At 73.1% G+C, this 19,022-nt stretch carries 13 protein-coding genes; 10 read left to right on the forward strand and 3 right to left on the reverse strand.

The genetic code is table 11. The annotated features are described in order from the left end of the window. Window positions 1-86: 86 nt before the first annotated feature. The 3 genes from ACZ4YY_RS23460 to ACZ4YY_RS23470 form a co-directional block, all read right to left on the reverse strand. Window positions 87-1,754 (reverse strand): penicillin-binding transpeptidase domain-containing protein, encoded by a 1,668-nt coding sequence (locus ACZ4YY_RS23460; RefSeq protein WP_468293398.1) that lies wholly within the window; start codon window positions 1,752-1,754, stop codon window positions 87-89. 173 nt (window positions 1,755-1,927) lie between these two features. After that, window positions 1,928-3,565, reverse strand: a complete 1,638-nt coding sequence (locus ACZ4YY_RS23465) for a penicillin-binding transpeptidase domain-containing protein (RefSeq protein ID WP_468293401.1) — start codon at window positions 3,563-3,565, stop codon at window positions 1,928-1,930. A gap of 387 nt (window positions 3,566-3,952) precedes the next feature. Beyond that, window positions 3,953-5,704: a dolichyl-phosphate-mannose--protein mannosyltransferase gene (locus ACZ4YY_RS23470; RefSeq protein ID WP_468293403.1), complete on the reverse strand. Its 1,752-nt coding sequence runs from the start codon at window positions 5,702-5,704 to the stop codon at window positions 3,953-3,955. Between the two features lie 63 nt (window positions 5,705-5,767). Here ACZ4YY_RS23470 and rsmI point away from each other — a divergent pair, with 63 nt between their 5' ends. The 10 genes from rsmI (at window position 5,768) to ACZ4YY_RS23520 (ending at window position 18,809) form a co-directional block, all read left to right on the forward strand. Then, window positions 5,768-6,631 (forward strand): 16S rRNA (cytidine(1402)-2'-O)-methyltransferase, encoded by an 864-nt coding sequence (rsmI, locus tag ACZ4YY_RS23475; protein ID WP_468293406.1) that lies wholly within the window; start codon window positions 5,768-5,770, stop codon window positions 6,629-6,631. A 262-nt stretch (window positions 6,632-6,893) separates the two neighbouring features. Further along, window positions 6,894-7,316, forward strand: a complete 423-nt coding sequence (locus ACZ4YY_RS23480; protein WP_468293408.1) for a hypothetical protein — start codon at window positions 6,894-6,896, stop codon at window positions 7,314-7,316. Window positions 7,317-7,530: 214 nt separating this feature from the next. Further along, window positions 7,531-8,421 (forward strand): TatD family hydrolase, encoded by an 891-nt coding sequence (locus ACZ4YY_RS23485; RefSeq protein ID WP_468293411.1) that lies wholly within the window; start codon window positions 7,531-7,533, stop codon window positions 8,419-8,421. A 132-nt stretch (window positions 8,422-8,553) separates the two neighbouring features. Continuing rightward, on the forward strand, window positions 8,554-9,990 hold the full coding sequence (locus tag ACZ4YY_RS23490; protein WP_468293413.1) for a ubiquitin-like domain-containing protein: 1,437 nt from the start codon (window positions 8,554-8,556) through the stop codon (window positions 9,988-9,990). Window positions 9,991-10,053: 63 nt separating this feature from the next. Next, on the forward strand, window positions 10,054-10,929 hold the full coding sequence (rsmA, locus tag ACZ4YY_RS23495) for a 16S rRNA (adenine(1518)-N(6)/adenine(1519)-N(6))-dimethyltransferase RsmA (RefSeq protein WP_468293416.1): 876 nt from the start codon (window positions 10,054-10,056) through the stop codon (window positions 10,927-10,929). Next, window positions 10,926-11,822: a 4-(cytidine 5'-diphospho)-2-C-methyl-D-erythritol kinase gene (locus ACZ4YY_RS23500; RefSeq protein ID WP_468293419.1), complete on the forward strand. Its 897-nt coding sequence runs from the start codon at window positions 10,926-10,928 to the stop codon at window positions 11,820-11,822. The genes rsmA and ACZ4YY_RS23500 overlap by 4 nt, the downstream gene beginning before the upstream one ends. A gap of 71 nt (window positions 11,823-11,893) precedes the next feature. Further along, window positions 11,894-13,708: an ABC-F family ATP-binding cassette domain-containing protein gene (locus tag ACZ4YY_RS23505; protein ID WP_468293422.1), complete on the forward strand. Its 1,815-nt coding sequence runs from the start codon at window positions 11,894-11,896 to the stop codon at window positions 13,706-13,708. A 279-nt stretch (window positions 13,709-13,987) separates the two neighbouring features. Further along, window positions 13,988-15,796 carry an outer membrane protein assembly factor BamB family protein gene (locus ACZ4YY_RS23510; protein WP_468293425.1) on the forward strand — a complete coding sequence of 603 codons (1,809 nt, stop codon included), beginning with the start codon at window positions 13,988-13,990 and terminating at the stop codon, window positions 15,794-15,796. 115 nt (window positions 15,797-15,911) lie between these two features. Further along, entirely contained in the window at window positions 15,912-17,873 is a 1,962-nt protein-coding gene (locus ACZ4YY_RS23515) for an outer membrane protein assembly factor BamB family protein (RefSeq protein WP_468293428.1), read from the forward strand. A gap of 219 nt (window positions 17,874-18,092) precedes the next feature. Continuing rightward, window positions 18,093-18,809 carry a helix-turn-helix transcriptional regulator gene (locus ACZ4YY_RS23520; RefSeq protein WP_468293430.1) on the forward strand — a complete coding sequence of 239 codons (717 nt, stop codon included), beginning with the start codon at window positions 18,093-18,095 and terminating at the stop codon, window positions 18,807-18,809. The last annotated feature ends 213 nt before the right edge of the window (window positions 18,810-19,022 follow it).

Below are 19,022 nucleotides of genomic sequence, written 5' to 3' on the forward strand. Positions count from 1 at the left end.
AGCCGGCCGCCGTCGGCGGATCGCCGTGGGTCGGCCGACGCCGACCAACCGTCAGCCGGTCCCCGTCAGCCCGTCGCCGTCGGTCGTCATCCCGCCGCCTTCAGCAGCGCCGCGACGATCGGTCCGGCCGTGTCGCCGCCGTGCCCGCCCGCCTGGACGACGCCCGCGGCCGCGATGTCGCCGCGGTAGGCGGTGAACCAGCCGTTGGGCTTCTCCTGGTTGTCGACCTCCGCCGAGCCCGTCTTGGCGCCGTAGTCGGGGCCGAGGCCGGACATCGCCTCGGCGGCCGTGCCGTAGGCGGCCGTGTACGTCATCAGCTCCCGCAGCTGCGACAGCGTCGACGACGACATGCTGCGGGCTGCGGTGGCGAGCGTGCGGCCGTCGACGGAGGGTGCGACCAGGTACGGCTGGTGGAAGGTGCCCGACCTGACGGTCGCCGAGACCGACGCCATGTTCAGCGGGTTCATCCGCACCCCGCCCTGCCCGATGAGCGACGCGGCCATCTGCGCCTTGGACTGCACCGGCACCGAGCCGTCGAAGGTGGGCACGCCGACGGCCCAGTTGTTCATCGACAGGCCGAAGACCTGCTGGGCCTGCCGGGTGAGGCTGTCGTCGTCCAGCTCGCCCGCCTGGCTGATGAAGGCGGTGTTGCAGGAGCGGGCGAAGCTCGCCTTGAACGTGCCGCCCTTGATCTCGAACTCGTCGTCGTTCTGGAACTTCCAGCCGCCGTACGCGAAGTACTTCGGGCACGGGTGCGTCTTGTCCGCCGACGCCAGGCCCTTCTCGATCAGCAGGGACGACGTGATGACCTTCATGGTCGAGCCGGGCGCCAGCGAGCCCTGGAAGGCCGTGTTGAAGTTCGGGTTGCTGTTGGCCACGGCGAGGATCTCGCCGGTCGAGGCGCGCATCGCCACGACCGACGCGCGCGGACGGCTCGCCACCTGCCGCTCGGCGGCGGCCTGGAGGGAGGCGCTCAGGGTCGTTTTTACTGTGCCCGGCGTGCCCTCGCTCAGCTCCAGGAGCGTCTTGTCGGAGGCCTTCCTCGCCTTGGACGCCTTGCCGCGCACCACGCGCAGTTCGACGCCCGCCGTGCCGCCGGCCTTCTTGCCATACTTCTCGCGCAGGCCGTCCAGCACCGTGCCCAGCGACGGGTACTTCTTCGCGGTCAGCTCGCCACCGTCGCGGTCGAGGGCCTTGACGGGCGGGTCGCCGGCCTCGCCGGTCACCAGCGTGTCGCCGTCGGCCAGGTCGGGGTGGACGACGGAGGCGTGCCAGTCGACCAGCGGCTTGCCGTCCTCGGCCCGGCGCACCACGGTCAGCGCGCTGTCGTACGCCAGCGGCTTGCCGGTCCGCTTGTAGGTCACCGTGCCCTTGACGGAGAAGGGGACCTTGTCGCCGGTGCGGACGCGGGGGGTGAGGGTGACACCGGTGACGTGCGCGTCCTTGGCGTAGCCGGTGAGCAGGGCCGTCGCGGCCGCGGGGTCGTCGGTGGCTGCGGCGGCCTGCGCGACGCCGCCCCGCTGCCAGGCGGTGAGGAAGGCGCGGGCCGCGGTGGTGACCTCGGTGTCGGACAGGGGACCGGTCTTGATCGCCGACGCCCTCTGCGTGGCCTCGGCCGAGCCGTCGCCGTCCGCCGAGCCGCCGCCGTACAGCACGTAGCCGCCGCAACCGGCGCCGACCACGACGGCGATCACACCGCCGATCAGGGCGGGCCGCTTGTTCCGTCGCTCGGCGACGCGCCTTCTCTTGCCCACAGCCTGCCGCTCCTCCGCGCTCCGGACGGGCCCTCGTCGCCCTCACCGACCCAACGATCGCTGACAGCCTAGAGTCCCGTCCTGTGGGCGACGTCAGATGTGACGTCACCCACCCGTCCCACGCCCCGGATCGCGGCGCCCGTCGGCCCGCGCACCGCGGGGGTACGCGGTGGTCAGCCCGTCGACCTCAGGACCGAGGCGACGATCGGGCCCGCCGCGTCGACTCCGTGGCCGCCCGACTGGACCAGGGCCGCCGCGGCGACGTCGTCGCGGTAGCCGGTGAACCAGCTGTCGGACGCGGCGTTGCCGTCGACCTCGGCGGAGCCGGTCTTCGCACCGGTGCGGCCGCCGAGGCCGGACATCACCCCGGCGGCGGTGCCGCTGGTCGCGGTGCGGTTCATCATCGACCGCAACTGCTGCACCGTGCTCGCGGACAGCCCCCGGGCCCGGGCCGGTTCCCGGCCGTCGAGGCTCAGCGGCACGATGACCGGCTGCCGGAAGCTGCCCGTCATCGCGGTCGCGGTGATCGACGCCATGTTCAGCGGGTTCATCTGGACCTGGCCCTGGCCGATCAGGGCGGCCGCGGTGTCCGGGCCGCCGGCGGCCGGAACCGAACCGTCGAAGGAGGGGATGCCGGTCTTCCAGTCCAGGCCGATGCCGAACCGCTCCTTCGCCTCGTTCGTGAGCGAGTCCACCCCGACCTCGTCGGCGAACTTGATGAAGGCCGTGTTGCAGGAGCGGGCGAAGCTCTCGGCGAGCGTCGCGTCCTCGTCCGGCCGCATGCCCGTGAGGTTGTGGAAGGTCTGGCTCTCCGAGACGGCCTCCGACGGACAGGGCGCCGGCCCGTTCGCCGTGGTGAGCCCGTTGTCGATGAGGGTGGCCGCGCTGACGATCTTCATCGTGGAGCCGGGCGCCACCTCTCCGAGGAACGCGGCGTTCCAGCCGTCGGTGCGGTGGTTGGCGACGGCCAGCACGTCCCCGGTGCTCGGCTGGACGGCCACCACCGAGGAGTCGCCGTACCTCAGCACCGCCTTCTCGGCCGCCGCCTGCACCCCCGCGCGGAGCGTGGTCGTCAGTCGGCCCGCCCTGCCCTCGGCGAGCGTCACCAGCGGGGTGTCGGCGGTGTCGGGGGTGGCGTGCCGGATCGCCAGCTCGATGCCGGGCGTGCCGCCCGCCTTGTCGCCGTACTTGGCGCGCAGTTCGTCGAGGATCGGCCCGAGCGAGGGGTAGTCCTCCTTCGTCAGGACCTTCCCGTCGCGGTCCACGGCCTCGATCGGCGGCGCCGCCGACTCGCCGGTGACCAGGGTGTCGTCCATGGACTTCAGCTGCGGGTGGACGACCGACGGCTGCCAGTCGACCAGCGCCTTGCCGGTGGTGACCCCCCGCACCACCGTCAGCCGGCTCCGGTACGCCAGCGGCTTGGACTTTCCCTCGTACGACACCGTCGCCCGGACCGTGAACGGCACCGTGGGACCGTCCGCCACACCCGGGGTGATCTTCACACCGGTGATGTGGGCGCTCTCCGCGTACGAGGTCAACAGCGGCTCCGCCTTCGCCGCGTTGTCGGTCAGACCGGCGGCCGTGACCGCCTCGCCCTTCTCCCAGGCCTCGAAGAACTCCGCGCTCGTCTGCTTCACCTCGGAACTGCCGGGCGGCCCGCTCTTCTTCGTCGTCACCGGCCCGCTCGCCCCGGCACCGCTGCCGCCGCCCCCGTTCAGCGCGTTGACGACGTTGTAGGTGCCGTAACCGGCCCCGCCCACCATCACCGCCAACACCGAGCCGACGATCGCGGCCTTGACCCCCTTGCGCATGGTGCGCATCCTCCCCGTTTGCCCCGTGAGACCTTCCGACGGCGTTTTGAACGCGTTCAGGAAAGCCGGCCCTGCCCCGCACTGTATGCGGACCGGGGGCCTCCTGTGACGGGAGTTCGAGAAGTTGTCCGAACGGAGACCGCGGGATGGGGATTTCGCGGTCGTTCCGAGAGCTGAATGAGACCCGATGTCCGGCCACGTACATGAACGCCCGGTACCGCCGCGGACGGCACGACGACCGGCCGGGCGGATGCCGGTGACGGCCGGCCGGGCGGGTCCCGGTGACGGCCGGCCGGGGCGGATCCCGGTGACGGCCGGCGGGTCGGGTGCCGGTGTCGGCGGGGTCGGGCGCCGCCGGCCGGCCCCTCGGGTGTCGCTGTCGGTCGGCTACACCCAGGTGTCCAGCCACATCCGGGTGCGCCAGTCGTCGATCGGGATGGCCGTGCCCGTGTACAGCGGCCAGAAGTAGATGAAGTTCCAGGCGATCAGCAGCACCAGCACGCCCGCGCTCGTCGCACCCACCACCCGGCGTGTGTCGCCCGAGCCCGGCCGTCCGACGATCGCCCCGATCATCATCGCCACCGCCAGACACAGGAACGGCAGGAAGACGACCGCGTAGAAGAGGAAGATCGTGCGCTCCTGGTACAGGAACCACGGCAGGTAGCCGGCCGCGATGCCGCAGGCGATCGCGCCCGCCCGCCAGTCGCGGCGCAGCAGCCAGCGCCACAGCACGAACAGGATCGCGAAGCAGGCCGCCCACCACAGCATCGGCGTGCCGATCGCGAGGACCTCCCGCGCGCACTTCTCACCCGCGTTCACCGGACAGCCGTCCGTGCCCGGCGCCGGGGACTCGTAGAAGTACGACACCGGGCGGCCCAGGACGATCCAGCTCCACGGGTTCGACTGGTACGTGTGCGGCGAGGTCAGATGGGTGTGGAACTCGAACACCTCGTGCTCGTAGTGCCACAGGCTCAGCCACCAGTCCGGGAACAGCCACGACCACTCGCTGCTGCGCCCGTTCGCGGTCGCCCAGTCGCGGTAGTAGCCGCCCGAGCCGTTCCGGGCGGAGAGGATCCAGCCCGTCCACGACACCAGATACGTCACCAGCGCGACCGGCACGGTGGCGAGGAACGCCCCCCCGGTGTCCCGCCTCAGCACCGCCGCGTAGGGACGGCGCGCCCCGGCGACCCGGCGTGCGGCGACGTCCCACAACACCGTCATCAGGCAGAACGCGACCATGATGTACAAGCCGTTCCACTTCGTGCCGATGGCCAGGCCCAGCGTCACCCCGGCCGCCCAGCGCCACGGCCGCCACCCCAGCCGAGCGGTCTGCGCGACGTCCGCGTCGGGCCGGTGCCACCCGTCCGCGTCCTTCGGCAGCGCCGCCGCGAGCCGCTCGCGTGCCCTGTCGCGGTCGATCAGCAGACAGCCGAACGTCGCCAGCACGAAGAACATCAGCACCCCGTCGAGCAGCGCGGCCCGGCTCATCACGAAGTGCAGCCCGTCCACCGCCATCAGCGCGCCCGCCAGACAGCCCAGGAACGTCGAGCGGAACAGCCGCCGCCCGATCCGGCACAGCATGAGCACGCTCAGCGTGCCCAGCAGCGCCGTCATGAACCGCCAGCCGAACGGGTCGAACCCGAAGAGCAGTTCGCCCAGCCCGATGACGTACTTGCCGACCGGCGGATGCACGACGTACGCCGCGTCCGACGGGATCGTGACCTGACCGCCCGAGGAGAGGATGAGGTCGTTGGCGTTCTTGTCCCAGTTGACCTCGAAACCGCGGTGGACGAGCGCCCACGCGTCCTTGGCGTAGTACGTCTCGTCGAATATCACCGCCTTCGGGCTGCCCAGGTTCCAGAACCGCAGCCCGCCCGCCAGCAGCGTCACCAGCAGCGGACCGATCCAGCCCGACCAGCGCGTGATCCGCTCCGCCAGGGTGGGCGGCACCCCGAGGGCCTGCCACAGGCGCGGGCTCGGCTCGGCGTACGGCGGCACCAGCCGGGCGCGGACGTCGCCGCCCGGCTCCGCCGCGTATCCGAAACGGCGCAGCCGCTGCCGCCACGCAGGCCGCTGGTCCTGCGGCGCGTGGCCCTGCCGGTAGTCCGTGGAGTCCGTGGAGGACGCGGTACTGGTCACCGCGCCATCGTAGGGAACCCTTCCGTGGGATTCCCGTGGCTCACCCCCTGCGAGACTGGAAACGTGACAGTCACACCCGGAACCCTGGTCCTTGCCGGCACTCCCATCGGCGACATCGCGGACGCTCCGCCCCGGCTCGCCGAGGAGCTGGCCGGCGCCGATGTGATCGCCGCCGAGGACACCCGCCGGCTGCGGCGCCTCACCCAGGCGCTGGACGTCACGCCCAGGGGGCGCGTCGTGTCGTACTTCGAGGGCAACGAGTCGGCCCGCACACCGGAACTCGTCGACGAGCTCCTCGGCGGCGCGCGCGTGCTGCTCGTCACGGACGCCGGGATGCCGTCGGTGTCCGACCCCGGATACCGGCTCGTCGCGGCGGCCGTGGAGAAGGACGTCCGCGTCACCGCCGTCCCCGGCCCCTCCGCCGTGCTCACCGCCCTCGCGCTGTCCGGGCTGCCCGTCGACCGCTTCTGCTTCGAGGGCTTCCTGCCGCGCAAGGCGGGGGAGCGGCTGTCGCGGTTGCGGGAGGTCGCCGAGGAGCGGCGCACCCTCGTCTACTTCGAGGCCCCCCACCGTCTCGACGACACCCTCGCCGCGATGAGCGAGGTCTTCGGCGGCGAGCGGCGCGCCGCCGTCTGCCGTGAGCTGACCAAGACGTACGAGGAGGTCCGGCGGGGCCCGCTGGAGGAGCTGGCGGCGTGGGCGGCGGAGGGCGTGCGCGGCGAGATCACCGTCGTCGTCTCCGGGGCGCCGGACCGCGGGCCCGAGGACCTCGGGGCGGAGGAGCTCGTGCGGCGCGTACGGGTCCGGGAGGAGGCCGGCGAGCGCCGCAAGGAGGCGATCGCGGCGGTGGCGCAGGAGGCGGGCATTCCCAAGCGGGAGGTGTTCGACGCGGTGGTCGCCGTGAAGAACGCGGGACGCCAGGGGTGAGCGGTGTGTGTGGGGTCACACGCCCTTGACCAGGGGGAACATCCCTTCTGAGCACGGCGCGTATCCCCTGAGCGCACGCCCCACGGGCAGGCAAACCGCCGTAGCGGAACGGCAAAGTCCGCAGCCTGCTCACGGGGCGTTGTGGCAAGTGGAGTCCAAATCGCACCCAACACTCGACAGGCCCCCTCCACCCGCCTCCGGGGAGGAGTCCACTGGGTGAAGGACACACCCGTCCTTGGTCCAGCGGACAAGAGGAGCTGGCATGAGCGAGACCACAGAGCACACCGGCCTGCGCACCGCGGCGACCCCGGTCGTGCACGAGTCGTACTCCTTCGCCTGCATGCGCTGCGGGTACGGCTGGGAGCAGTCGTACGAGATAGAGCACCACCGGGACGCCGAGGGGCACGAGTTCGTGCTCTACGTGGCCGACGGCCGGACCGTGCCGTCCCCGTTGAGCCGCCCGACGTGTCAGAACTGCGACGGGCACCTCGTGCGCATCATGCGGGCGGGACAGGTCTCCTCCGTGCTCAGCGCGACCCGCCGGGGGCGGCCGGTGCCGCCGGCCGGCCCGGTCGAGGCGCCGGTGACCGCCGCGGACGACGAGGGGCACGCCGGGGCGGCGCCGGAGCACCACCACTGGCACCTCTCCGACCTCCTGCACCCCTTCCAGCGCAAGGCCGGCTGAGCCCTTCGGGGGAAGACCCGGCTTCCAGCACGGGGCCGGCCCGGTCCTTCAGGGGCGAGGTGGGCTGAATCGTTCGGCGCCGGGTCGGCTGGGCCCTTCCGGGGGCAGGCCGACGGGCGGGCCTCGGCACGGGGCCGGCCCGGTTCTTCCGGGGCGAGGTCGGCCGAGCCGGGCGGGACGGGTCCGGGGGGTGCCCCTTCCGTAGGATCGGGGCATGCCTTCGAACGCCGCCGACCGCACCGACAAGAACACCCCGCCGCCGCTCCCGGCCCCCCTCCAGGTGCCGGTCGCCGACTCCCACACCCACCTCGACATGCAGTCCGGCACGGTCGAGGAGGCCCTCGCGAAAGCCGCGTCGGTCGGGGTGACGACGGTCGTCCAGGTCGGCTGCGACGTGCGCGGCTCGCGGTGGGCGGCCGAGACGGCGGCGGCCCACGACGCCGTCCACGCGGCCGTCGCCCTGCACCCCAACGAGGCCCCACGCATCGTGCACGGCGACCCCGACGGCTGGTCCCGGCAGGGCGCGCGCGAGCCGGGGGGCGCGGCGGCGCTCGACGAGGCGCTCGCCGAGATCGACCGCCTGGCCGCGCTGCCGCACGTCAAGGGCGTCGGCGAGACGGGACTCGACCACTTCCGCACCGGCCCCGAGGGCAAGGAGGCGCAGGAGCACTCCTTCCGCGCCCACATCGAGATCGCCAAGCGGCACGGCAAGGCCCTGGTCATCCACGACCGCGACGCCCACGCCGACGTCCTGCGCATCCTCAAGGAGGAGGGCGCCCCCGAGCGCACCGTCTTCCACTGCTACTCCGGCGACGCCGAGATGGCGGAGATCTGCGCCCGCGCCGGCTACTTCATGTCCTTCGCCGGCAATGTCACCTTCAAGAACGCCCAGAACCTGCGCGACGCCGTGGCGGTGGCCCCGCCGGAGCTGCTCCTGGTCGAGACCGACGCGCCCTTCCTCACCCCCGCGCCCTACCGCGGACGGCCCAACGCCCCGTACCTCATCCCCGTCACCGTGCGCGCCATGGCGGCCGTCCGGGGCGTCGACGAGGACACGCTGGCGACGGCGCTCGCGGTGAACACGGCGCGCGCGTTCGCCTGCTGACGCCGCCCGAACACAACCCTGAGTAGCCGCGCCGCTTTGGAGAGTGACGATCGCTCCGCTAGGTTCTGGGGGCCCGATCGGGGCCCTGGACCCGGGCCCCCGGACCCCCGCGGCCCCCTGGAGCGTGTCGGCGTGAGCAACTCCCACCACCAGACGTTCGAGACGCCGTACGGCCCGAGCGAGCCGTACGGCGGCGGCTGCGCCCCGCACCCCGACCTGCACAGCGCGGAGACGCTGGCGTACGGGGTGTACGCGGCGCCCGGCTCGTACGAGGACACCTACCGGCCCGCCTACGAGCTCCCCGAGCCGCCCGAGCCCCCCGGCCCGCCGCCGGAACCGGTGCGGCTGCCCGAGCCGTCACGGCCGGGCGGACGCGGGGAGCCGGGGAGCCCCGTGGAGCCGTCCGGCGCGCCGGAGGCGGCGGGGCGGCGGGCCGCGCGCCGGCGCAGAGCGCGTTTCACAGAGCGCTCGGCGGACTCCGCGATGCGCCGTCTGCTCCCGCGGGCCCTGGTCGTCGCGTTCCTCGCCGGCGGCACCAGCGCCTTCGTCGCCGAGGACAAGGCGATCGAGCTGACCGTCGACGGCACACCGCGCACCCTGCACACCTTCGCCGACGACGTCACCGAACTGCTGGCCGAGGAGGGCGTGCGGGTCGGCGCGCACGACATGGTGGCGCCCGCCCCGGGAACGCCCCTCGCCAGCGGCGACGAGATCGCCGTCCGCTACGGGCGTCCCGTACGGCTCACCCTGGACGGACAGCGGCGCGAGGTGTGGACGACGGCGCACACCGTGGAGGGGGCGCTCGCCCAGCTCGGGGTGCGAGCGGAGGGCGCGTACCTGTCCGCCTCGCGCTCCCAGCGCATCGGGCGCGCGGGGCTCGCGCTGGACGTGCGCACCGAACGCGCCGTGACGATCATGGCCGACGGCCGGGCCCGCACCGTCCGCACCAACGCGGCGACCGTGCGCGAGGCGGTCCAGGAGGCCGGCATCACCCTGCGCGGACAGGACACCACCTCCGTCGCCCCCGGCAGCTTCCCGCGCGACGGGCAGACGGTGACCGTGCTGCGGATCACCGGCGGCCGGGAGGTGCGCGACCAGCAGATCCCGTTCGTGGTGCGGCGCGTCGAGGACCCGTCCGTCTTCAGGGGCACGGAGGTCGTGGAACGGGCCGGGCAGCCGGGTCTGCTGCGGATCACCTACGCCGTGCGCACCGTCAACGGCGTCCGCCAGAAGCCGCGGCGGATCCGCACCGAGGTCGTGCGCGAACCACGCGCACAGGTGGTGAAGGTCGGCACCAAACCGCTGCCGAGGTCCGTGCGCGGCGCCGACCACCTGAACTGGCAGGGCCTCGCGGCCTGCGAGTCCGGCGGCCGCCCCGACGCGGTCGACCCGTCGGGCACCTACGGCGGCCTCTACCAGTTCGACACCCGCACCTGGCAGAGCCTCGGCGGCACCGGCCGCCCCCAGGACGCCCCCGCCGCCGAACAGACGTTCCGTGCGAAGAAGCTGTACGTGCAACGCGGGGCGAGCCCCTGGCCGCACTGCGGCACCCGTCTGAAGGGGCAGTGACCCCGACGGCCGCGCCCCGTGCGGCCGTCGGCCGCGCCCCGTGCGGCCCCGTACCCTTGTCCCGTGAGCAGCAGCCCCACCCATGACGCCCTCCTGGGCCCCGCCGACATCCGCGAACTGGCGGCAGCCCTGGGCGTACGCCCCACCAAGCAACGCGGCCAGAACTTCGTGATCGACGCGAACACGGTCCGCCGTATCGTCCGCACCGCCGAGGTCCGCCCCGACGACGTGGTCGTCGAGGTGGGCCCGGGGCTCGGCTCGCTGACCCTCGCCCTGCTGGAGGTCGCCGACCGCGTCACCGCCGTCGAGATCGACGACGTCCTCGCCGGCGCGCTCCCCGCGACCGTCGCGGCCCGCATGCCGGAGCGGGCCGACCGGTTCGCCCTCGTGCACTCCGACGCCCTGCACGTCGCCGAACTTCCGGGCCCCGCCCCGACCGCGCTGGTCGCCAACCTCCCCTACAACGTCGCCGTGCCCGTCCTGCTGCACATGCTCGAGACCTTCCCGAGCATCGAGCGCACCCTCGTCATGGTCCAGTCCGAGGTCGCCGACCGGCTCGCCGCGCCACCCGGTTCGAAGGTGTACGGCGTGCCGTCGGTCAAGGCCAACTGGTACGCGGACGTCAAGCGCGCCGGAGCCATCGGGCGCACCGTCTTCTGGCCCGCGCCGAACGTCGACAGCGGACTGGTCTCGCTCGTCCGCCGCGCCGAACCGATCAGGACGACCGCCTCCCGGCGCGAGGTCTTCGCCGTCGTCGACGCGGCCTTCGCCCAGCGCCGCAAGACCCTGCGGGCCGCGCTCGCGGGCTGGGCGGGATCCGCCGCGGCGGCCGAGACGGCCCTGGTCGCGGCCGGGGTGTCCCCGCAGGCGCGCGGGGAGTCGCTCACCGTCGAGGAGTTCGCGCGCATCGCCGAGCACCACCGGAGGGAATCCGCGTGAGCGTCACCGTGCGCGTCCCCGCGAAGGTCAACGTCCAGCTCGCGGTGGGCGCCGCCCGCCCCGACGGCTTCCACGACCTGGCGAACGTCTTCCTCGCGGTCTCCCTGTACGACGAGGTCACGGTCACCCCGGCCGACGGACTGCGGGTCACCTGCGCGGGCCCGGACGCCGCCCAGGTCCCCCTCGACCGCAGCAACCTGGCCGCGCGCGCCGCGATCGCGCTCGCCGAGCGCCACGGCCGCACCCCCGACGTGCACGTCCACATCGCCAAGGACATCCCCGTCGCCGGCGGGATGGCGGGCGGCAGCGCGGACGGCGCGGGCGCGCTCCTCGCCTGCGACGCCCTGTGGGGCACCGGCGCCTCCCGCGACGAACTGCTGGAGATCTGCGCCGAGCTGGGCAGCGACGTGCCCTTCAGCCTGGTCGGCGGCGCCGCGCTCGGCACCGGGCGGGGCGAGCGACTGACCGCGCTGGAGGTCGGCGGCACCTTCCACTGGGTGTTCGCGATGGCCGGGCGGGGGCTGTCGACGCCGGCCGTGTTCCGCGAGTTCGACCGGCTCGCCGAGGGCCGTGACATCCCCGAGCCCGTCGCCTCCCCGGACCTCCTCGCCGCCCTCGCCAAGGGCGACCCCGACGCCCTCGCGGCCACCCTCGTCAACGACCTGCAGCCCGCCGCGCTCTCCCTCTTCCCCGGGCTGGCCGACACCCTCGCCGCCGGCCACGCGGCCGGCGCCCTCGCTGCCCTCGTCTCCGGCTCGGGCCCCACCACGGCGTTCCTCACCCGCGACGCCGCCTCCGCGACGCGGGTCGCGGAGGCCCTGCGCCGGTCGGGCACCTGCCGCGGCGTGCGCACGGCATCGGGCCCGGCACCCGGGGCGACGGTCCTGCGCTGACACACCCCGGCCGTCCACCTTCCCGCCCGACTACCCTGGAGGGTCGATCCATCCCCCCGGGCAGGAGTGAAATGGCCGTCAACCTGGTCAATGTCGAGAACGTCAGCAAGGTGTACGGAACCCGTACGCTCCTCGACGGCATCTCGCTCGGCGTGTCCGAAGGGGACCGGATCGGCGTCGTCGGCCGCAACGGCGACGGCAAGACCACCCTGATCCGCATGCTCGCCAAGCTGGAGGACGCCGACACCGGGCGGGTCACGCACTCCGGCGGGCTGCGCCTGGGCGTCCTCACCCAGCACGACTCGCTCGACCCCGCCGCCACCGTCCGCCACGAGGTCATCCGCGACCTGGCCGACCACGAGTGGGCCGGCAACGCCAAGATCAGGGACGTGCTGACCGGACTGTTCGGCGGTCTCGACCTGCCCGGTTTCCCGCAGGGCCTGGACACCGTCATCGGTCCGCTCTCCGGTGGCGAGCGCCGCCGGATCGCGCTCGCCAAGCTGCTCATCGAGGACCAGGACCTGATCGTCCTCGACGAGCCGACCAACCACCTCGACGTCGAGGGCATCGCCTGGCTCGCCGCCCACCTGCGCGCCCGCCGCTCCGCCCTGGTGTGCGTCACCCACGACCGCTGGTTCCTCGACCAGGTCTGCACCCGCATGTGGGACGTGCAGCGCGGCGACGTCCACGAGTACGAGGGCGGCTACTCCGACTACGTCTTCGCGCGCGCCGAGCGCGAGCGGATCGCGGCGACGGAGGAGGTCAAGCGGCAGAACCTGGTCCGCAAGGAGCTGGCCTGGCTGCGGCGCGGCGCGCCCGCCCGCACGTCCAAGCCGCGCTTCCGCATCGAGGCCGCCAACGAGCTCATCGCGGACGTGCCGCCGCCGCGCGACAGCAGCGAGCTGATGAAGTTCGCCTCGTCGCGGCTCGGCAGGACCGTGTTCGACCTGGAGGACGTGAGCGTCCAGGCCGGCCCCAAGACGCTGCTCGAACACGTCACCTGGCACCTCGGCCCCGGCGACCGCATCGGCCTCGTCGGCGTCAACGGCGCCGGGAAGACGTCCCTGCTGCGGGCCATGGCCGACGCCGCCCGCAGCGAGGGCGAGACCCAGCCCGCGGCCGGCCGGATCGCCGTCGGCCGGACGGTCAGACTGGCCTACCTCTCCCAGGAGGTCGCCGAACTCGACCCCACCTGGCGGGTCCTGGAGGCCGTGCAGCGGGTGCGCGAGCGCGTCGACCTGGGCAAGGGCCGCGAGATGACCGCGGGTCAGCTGTGCGAGACGTTCGGCTTCAACAAGGACAAGCAGTGGACGCCCGTCGGGGACCTCTCCGGCGGTGAGCGCCGCCGTCTCCAACTGCTGCGCCTGCTCATGGACGAGCCCAACGTCCTCTTCCTCGACGAGCCGACCAACGACCTCGACATCGAGACCCTCACCCAGCTCGAGGACGTCCTCGACGGCTGGCCGGGCTCGATGATCGTCATCTCCCACGACCGGTTCTTCGTCGAGCGCACCACCGACAAGGTGTACGCCCTCCTCGGCGACGCCACCCTGCGGATGCTCCCGCGCGGCATCGACGAGTACCTGGAGCGCCGCCACCGCATGGAGGAGGCCGCCGCGGCGGCCACGGCCGCGGCGGCGCCCGCCGCGCAGAAGGCGGCACCGGAGAAGAGCGCCGCCGACCAGCGCGCCGCGAAGAAGGAACTCCAGAAGATCGAGCGCCAACTGGACCGCATCTCCGACAAGGAGACCCAGCTCCACGCCCGGATCGCCGACAACGCCACCGACTTCGCCAAGGTCGCCGAACTCGACACCGAACTGCGCGCCCTGACCGCGGAACGGGAGGACCTCGAACTGCGCTGGCTGGAACTGGCGGAAGACGCGTAGCGGCCTCCCGGGGCGGCGCGAACCACCCCTCACGCGCTCCCCACGCCTGCTCACCCCCGCGCACGGCGACAGCGCGTGCGCCGCGTGAAGGGGGAGTGAAGGCGCATAACAACGGCATCACAGCCCCGTCCGCCCTTGGGAACAGGGGCGGACGCGGGCCCCTGCACTGTCGGTGGCGGGTGATAGAAAGAGCCGGTTGACACATTTCTGCGTACGACTTCGGGGCCGTCACACACCTCGGGGCGTGGCTAAAAATCAGTGACGAGGGGGGACACGCTGATGACTCAGCCGCCCAACCAGCCGCCGCAGCAAGGCGGTTTCGGAGCGCCGCACCACCAACCGCCGCAGGACCAGCCGCCGTCGGCCCCGCAGAGCGGTGGCTTCGGCGCCCCCCAGATGCCCGGCCAGCCGCCCCAGGCCCCGCCGCAGCCCGGTTACGGCTACCCGCAGCAACAGCCCCAGCAGCCGGGCCCGTACACCCAGCAGCAGCCCGGCCCCTACGGCACCACGGGCCCGGCCGGCCCGTACGGCCCGCCGCAGCAGCCCGGCCCCTACGGCGCCCAGCCGACCGCCCCCTACGGCCAGCAGCCCGGCTACGGCTACCCGCAGCCGCCCCAGTTCCCGGGGGCCCCCGGCACCCCGCCGCCGGGCGGTCCGCGCGGCCCCTTCAAGGGCAAGCCGGCCCTGATCGCCGGTGCCGCCGCGGCCGCCCTGCTCGTCATCGGCGGCACCGTCTTCGCGGTGACGAGCGGCGACGACGGGGGCGACAAGAAGCCGGTCACCAAGCAGAGCGACGACGCCAAGGCGACGGCGAGCGAGAGCCCCGTCAACCCCGGTGACGGCAGCGGCGACGGCGCCGAGGAGCAGGAGGACTTCAACGCCACCCGCCAGGCCGGCGAGGCCAAGGTCCTCTGGTACAAGGAGGCGCCCGACGCGCCGGCCTCCGGCGCCGACGCCCCCGGCATGTGGATCACCTCCAAGGCCGCGGTCAAGGCCGCCTACAAGGAGGTCGTCGCGTACAACGTCACCGACGGCCGGCCGACGTGGCCCACGATCGCCCTGCCGCAGAAGGTCTGCGCGGTCAGCCCGCAGAAGACGGCCGACGACAAGGTCGTCGTGGCGTACATGAGCGGCACCAGCGACCGCGCCAAGTGCAGCCAGATCATGCAGATCGACCTCAACACCGGCGCCAAGGGCTGGACCGCCACCGTCGCCGACGGTGAGCTGTTCGACAGCGCCATCAGCATCGAACTGTCCCTCGCGGGCAACACCCTGATGGTCGGCCGCTCCCAGTCCGGCACCGCCTATGACGTGCGCACGGGCAAGAAGCTGTACGACAAGAAGAAGTACGGCGACTCCTGCTACCCGAGCGCCTTCGCCGGCGGCACCAAGCTGATCGCGGTGGCCTCCTGCGACGCGACCGGCGCGAACGAGCACGACGAGGTGCAGGAGCTGGACCCGGCGACCGGCAGGGTCAAGTGGACCCAGAAGTTCGACAAGGGCTGGGAGGTCGAGCGGACGTACTCCGTCGACCCGTTGGTGATCTACAGCACCAACGAGGCGAAGAACGCCTGGAACATCTCCACCCTCAAGCCGAACGGCACCTTCCGCTCGCAGGTCGGCTTCGACGAGGACTTCGCCCCCGAGTGCGGCTGGGCCATCCTCCAGCGCGACCTCGACGGCTGCTCGGGCACGGCCGCCGACGCCAACACCCTCTACCTGCCGACCAAGGCCACCACCGGCGCCAACGAGATCGTGGCGATCGACCTGACCACCGGCAAGGAGAAGTGGCGGGTGAAGTCCCCGCTGGAGGAGTCGATGTTCCCGGTGAAGGCCGAGGGCGGCAACCTCGTCGCCTACGTCGAGCCCTCCTACGACGCGGCCGGCCGGGTCGTGGCGATCCCGATCGCGGGAGCCGCGCACACGCCGAAGACGCTCATGCAGCTCCCGGAGGCCACGATCGACATCGAGGACGGCTTCTACTCGCGCGACCTCGCCTGGGTCGACGGCCGCTTCTACCTCTCCTCCACCCGGCTGACGGGCAACGACGAGTCGAAGGAGAAGCTGATGCTCGCCTACGGCAAGTGAGGCACCGGCTCTTCCCCGCCCCGGCGTTCGCGCCCCGGGCGCCCGCGCCCCCGGCGTGCGCGCCCCCGTCGTCCCGGCTCCGACTTCCCGAGCATCACCCCGAGGTACCCACACCATGACCCAGCCGCCGCCCCCGCCGCCGAACCAGCCCCCGCAGGGCCCCGGCACGCCGCAGGACCAGCCCCCGCAGCCTCCGCAGCAGCAGGGCGCCTTCGGCGCGCCCACCCCGCCGCCGGCCCCGCCGGAGGGCCCGCAGCTCGACAAGACGCCGGCCCAGGGCGGCCCCATGCCGCACCAGGCCCCCGCGGCCCCGCCGCAACCGCCGTCCGGCCCGGGCTACGGCTACCCGCAGGCGGCCCCGCCGGCGCAGCCGCCCCAGCCCCCGCCCGGTCCCGGCTACGGCTACCCGGGCCAGCCCGCCCCCGGGCAGCCCGCCCCCGGGCAGCCCGGCGCCTACGGCCAGCCGCAGCCCAATCCCTACGGCCAGCAGGCGCCCTACGGCCAGCAGCCGGGCTACGGCTACCCGGGCCAGAGCCCGCAGGGCTACCAGACGCCGCCCGCCGGCTACCCGGGGTACGCCGGCCAGCCCACCATGCCCATGCAGCCGCAGGCGGGTGCCGCCCCCGGCACCGGGCGCAGGTTCAACGCGCAGACGGCGATCATCGTCGCGGCGGTCGTCGCGATCGCGCTGATCGTCGGCGGTGGCGTCTGGTACGCCGGCTCCGACGACGGCGGCAAGAAGGACGACAAGGCGAGCAGCGGCGGCACGACCGGCGGCGGCGACAAGGGCGGCAGCGGGGGCACCTCCTCCGGCGGCACCGAGAAGGTGCCGGCCAACCCGGCGTCCAAGGTCCTCTTCCAGCTGCCGTCGCCCCCGGTCGCCAAGGACGACAGCGTCGTCGTGACCGGCTCCTGGCTGACGGACAAGGCGTACGTGAAGGCGGGCGTGGCCGAGATCAACGGCTACGACCCGGACAAGGGCACCAAGCTGTGGACGATCAAGCTGCCCGGCCCGGTGTGCACGGCCAGCAAGTACGCCACCGAGGACGACAAGACGGCCGTCGTCTTCCAGCCCAAGATGCCCGCCAAGGACTCCTCGGCCGGGTGCAGCCAGGTCGCCGCGATCGACCTCGCCGCCGGCAAGCAGTTGTGGTCGAAGACCGTCAACTCCGGTGACTACCCGGTCACCTTCGACAACGTCACCGTCAGCGGGCACACGGTCGCCCTGGGCGCCAGCGAGGGCGGCGCGGCCTTCGACATCGCCACCGGAAAGTCGCTGTGGTCCCCGAAGCCCACCGACAGCTGTTACGACGCCGGGTACGGCGGCGGCGCCAAGCTGGTCGCGGTGCGCAAGTGCGGTGACTACGACGCCCGCGAGCTGCACATCCAGACCATCGACCCGGTCTCCGGGAAGGTGCTCTCCGAGTACAAGATGGCGACCGGCATCGAGTACGCGTCCGTCGTCTCGACGGACCCGCTGGTCGTGGCCGCCGACGTCGGCGACAGCGCCCAGGACGGCAGCGGCATCTCGGACTTCTTCTCCATCGACAACAAGACCGGCAAGCTGCGCACCCGGATCTCCGCGCCGGGCGAGCAGTTCGCGGGCCGCTGCGACGGCATCACCAAGGTCGAGCAGTGCACGGGCGTGGTGGTCGGCAACGACCGGCTGTACCTGCCGACCGAGGAGCACGACGGCACCGGCGAGTACGCCGAGACCAACGAGGTCCTCGCCTTCGACCTGGCCACCGGCAAGCAGACCGGCCAGCGCGCGGACGCCGGCGACGACTACGAGCTGATCCCGCTGCGCATGGACGGCGGCAACCTGATCGCCTACAAGCGTCCGCCGTACGACGAGGGCGGCCAGATCGTCAGCATCGACGGCGGCACGTTCAAGCAGACGAAGCTGATGCAGAACCCGTCCACGGAGTCGGTGCGCGACGCCGAGTCCAGCATGTCCCCGCAGTACGCGGAGATCATCTACTCCCAGGGGCACCTCTACATGTCCCAGGTGTACGCGGACGACTCCACCTCCGGCCGCCGGGAGTACCTGGCGCTGGCGTTCGGCACGAGCGGCTGATCGTCGCCCCGACGCCGTGAACGGCCCCGCCCCTGCTCAGGGGCGGGGCCGTTCACGTACCGCTCAACACCCTCGAACGTGGGGAATTTCGGTGATCCGGGGCAGTTCTCACCGGTAGGGGAGCGCAACGTCGAACAAGCGTGTAGCTTCCGGGGGCATGAAGGACGGGTGCCGGGGGGCACCTTTTTCCTGTTCGTGGGGGGACTGGGGGGTTGCTCGATGGGAGTGCGGCTGATGGTGGTCGACGACCACCGACTGCTCGCCGAGGCGCTGGCCTCGGCGCTGAAACTGCGGGGGCACCGGGTGCTCGCCGCGGCGGCGCCCGCCGCGGGCGCGGCGGAACTGGTGATCACCCGGGCGCCCGAGGTGTGCCTGCTGGGGACGGCGGCCCCTGCCGAGCCGGGCGTCTTCGACCCCGTGGTCCGCATCAAACGGGACCGGCCCCAGGTCGCCGTCCTGGTCCTGGGACCGGTGCCGAGCCCGCGCGGCATCGCGGCGGCGTTCGCGGCGGGCGCCTCGGGCTACGTACGGCACGACGAGCGCATCGAGGGCGTCGAGCGGGCGATCATGAAGGCGCGGGCGGGTGAGGCGGCGGTGGCGCCGCAACTGCTCCAGGGGGCCTTCAGCGAGCTGCTGAACCCCGCGGCCCAGCCGGACGACGAGGGTCAGCGCCTGCTGGAGCTGCTCACCCCGCGCGAGGTGGAGGTCCTGGTCCGCGTCGCCGAGGGCGAGGACACCCGGCTCATCGCCGCCGGCATGGGCATCGCCCCCTCCACGGCCCGTACCCACGTCCAGCGCGTCCTGATGAAGCTGGGCGTGGGCTCACGCCTGGAGGCGGCGGCCCTGGCGGCCAGGACGGGCCTGCTGGACCGCGCGGGCCCGCTGCCGCGCAACCTCGACGACGAGCAGACGGGCACCCGACCCCACCCGGGGTGAGCGCCGCCCGCCGTCCTCGATCTCGCACCCCCTCTACGGTGAGCGCCGCCCGCCCTCGTCACGTCACCTGTGCGCATCCCTCTGCGGTGAGCGCTGCCCGCCCTCGTCACGTCATCTGTGCGCATCCCTCTGCGGTGAGCGCTGCCCGCCGTCCTCGATCCCACCCGCGGTGTACGCCGTCGTCTCACGTCATCTGTGCGCATCCCGTCTGCG

It is taken from the genome of Streptomyces sp. NPDC030143 (assembly GCF_055573695.1).

Coding starts and splice junctions, on each gene's coding strand:
- ACZ4YY_RS23465 (WP_468293401.1), bottom strand. CDS start 3,565: ATGCGCAAGGGGGTCAAGGCCGCGATCGTCGGCTCGGTGTTGGCGGTG.
- ACZ4YY_RS23480 (WP_468293408.1), top strand. CDS start 6,894: ATGAGCGAGACCACAGAGCACACCGGCCTGCGCACCGCGGCGACCCCG.
- ACZ4YY_RS23485 (WP_468293411.1), top strand. CDS start 7,531: ATGCCTTCGAACGCCGCCGACCGCACCGACAAGAACACCCCGCCGCCG.
- ACZ4YY_RS23505 (WP_468293422.1), top strand. CDS start 11,894: ATGGCCGTCAACCTGGTCAATGTCGAGAACGTCAGCAAGGTGTACGGA.
- ACZ4YY_RS23510 (WP_468293425.1), top strand. CDS start 13,988: ATGACTCAGCCGCCCAACCAGCCGCCGCAGCAAGGCGGTTTCGGAGCG.
- ACZ4YY_RS23515 (WP_468293428.1), top strand. CDS start 15,912: ATGACCCAGCCGCCGCCCCCGCCGCCGAACCAGCCCCCGCAGGGCCCC.
- ACZ4YY_RS23520 (WP_468293430.1), top strand. CDS start 18,093: ATGGGAGTGCGGCTGATGGTGGTCGACGACCACCGACTGCTCGCCGAG.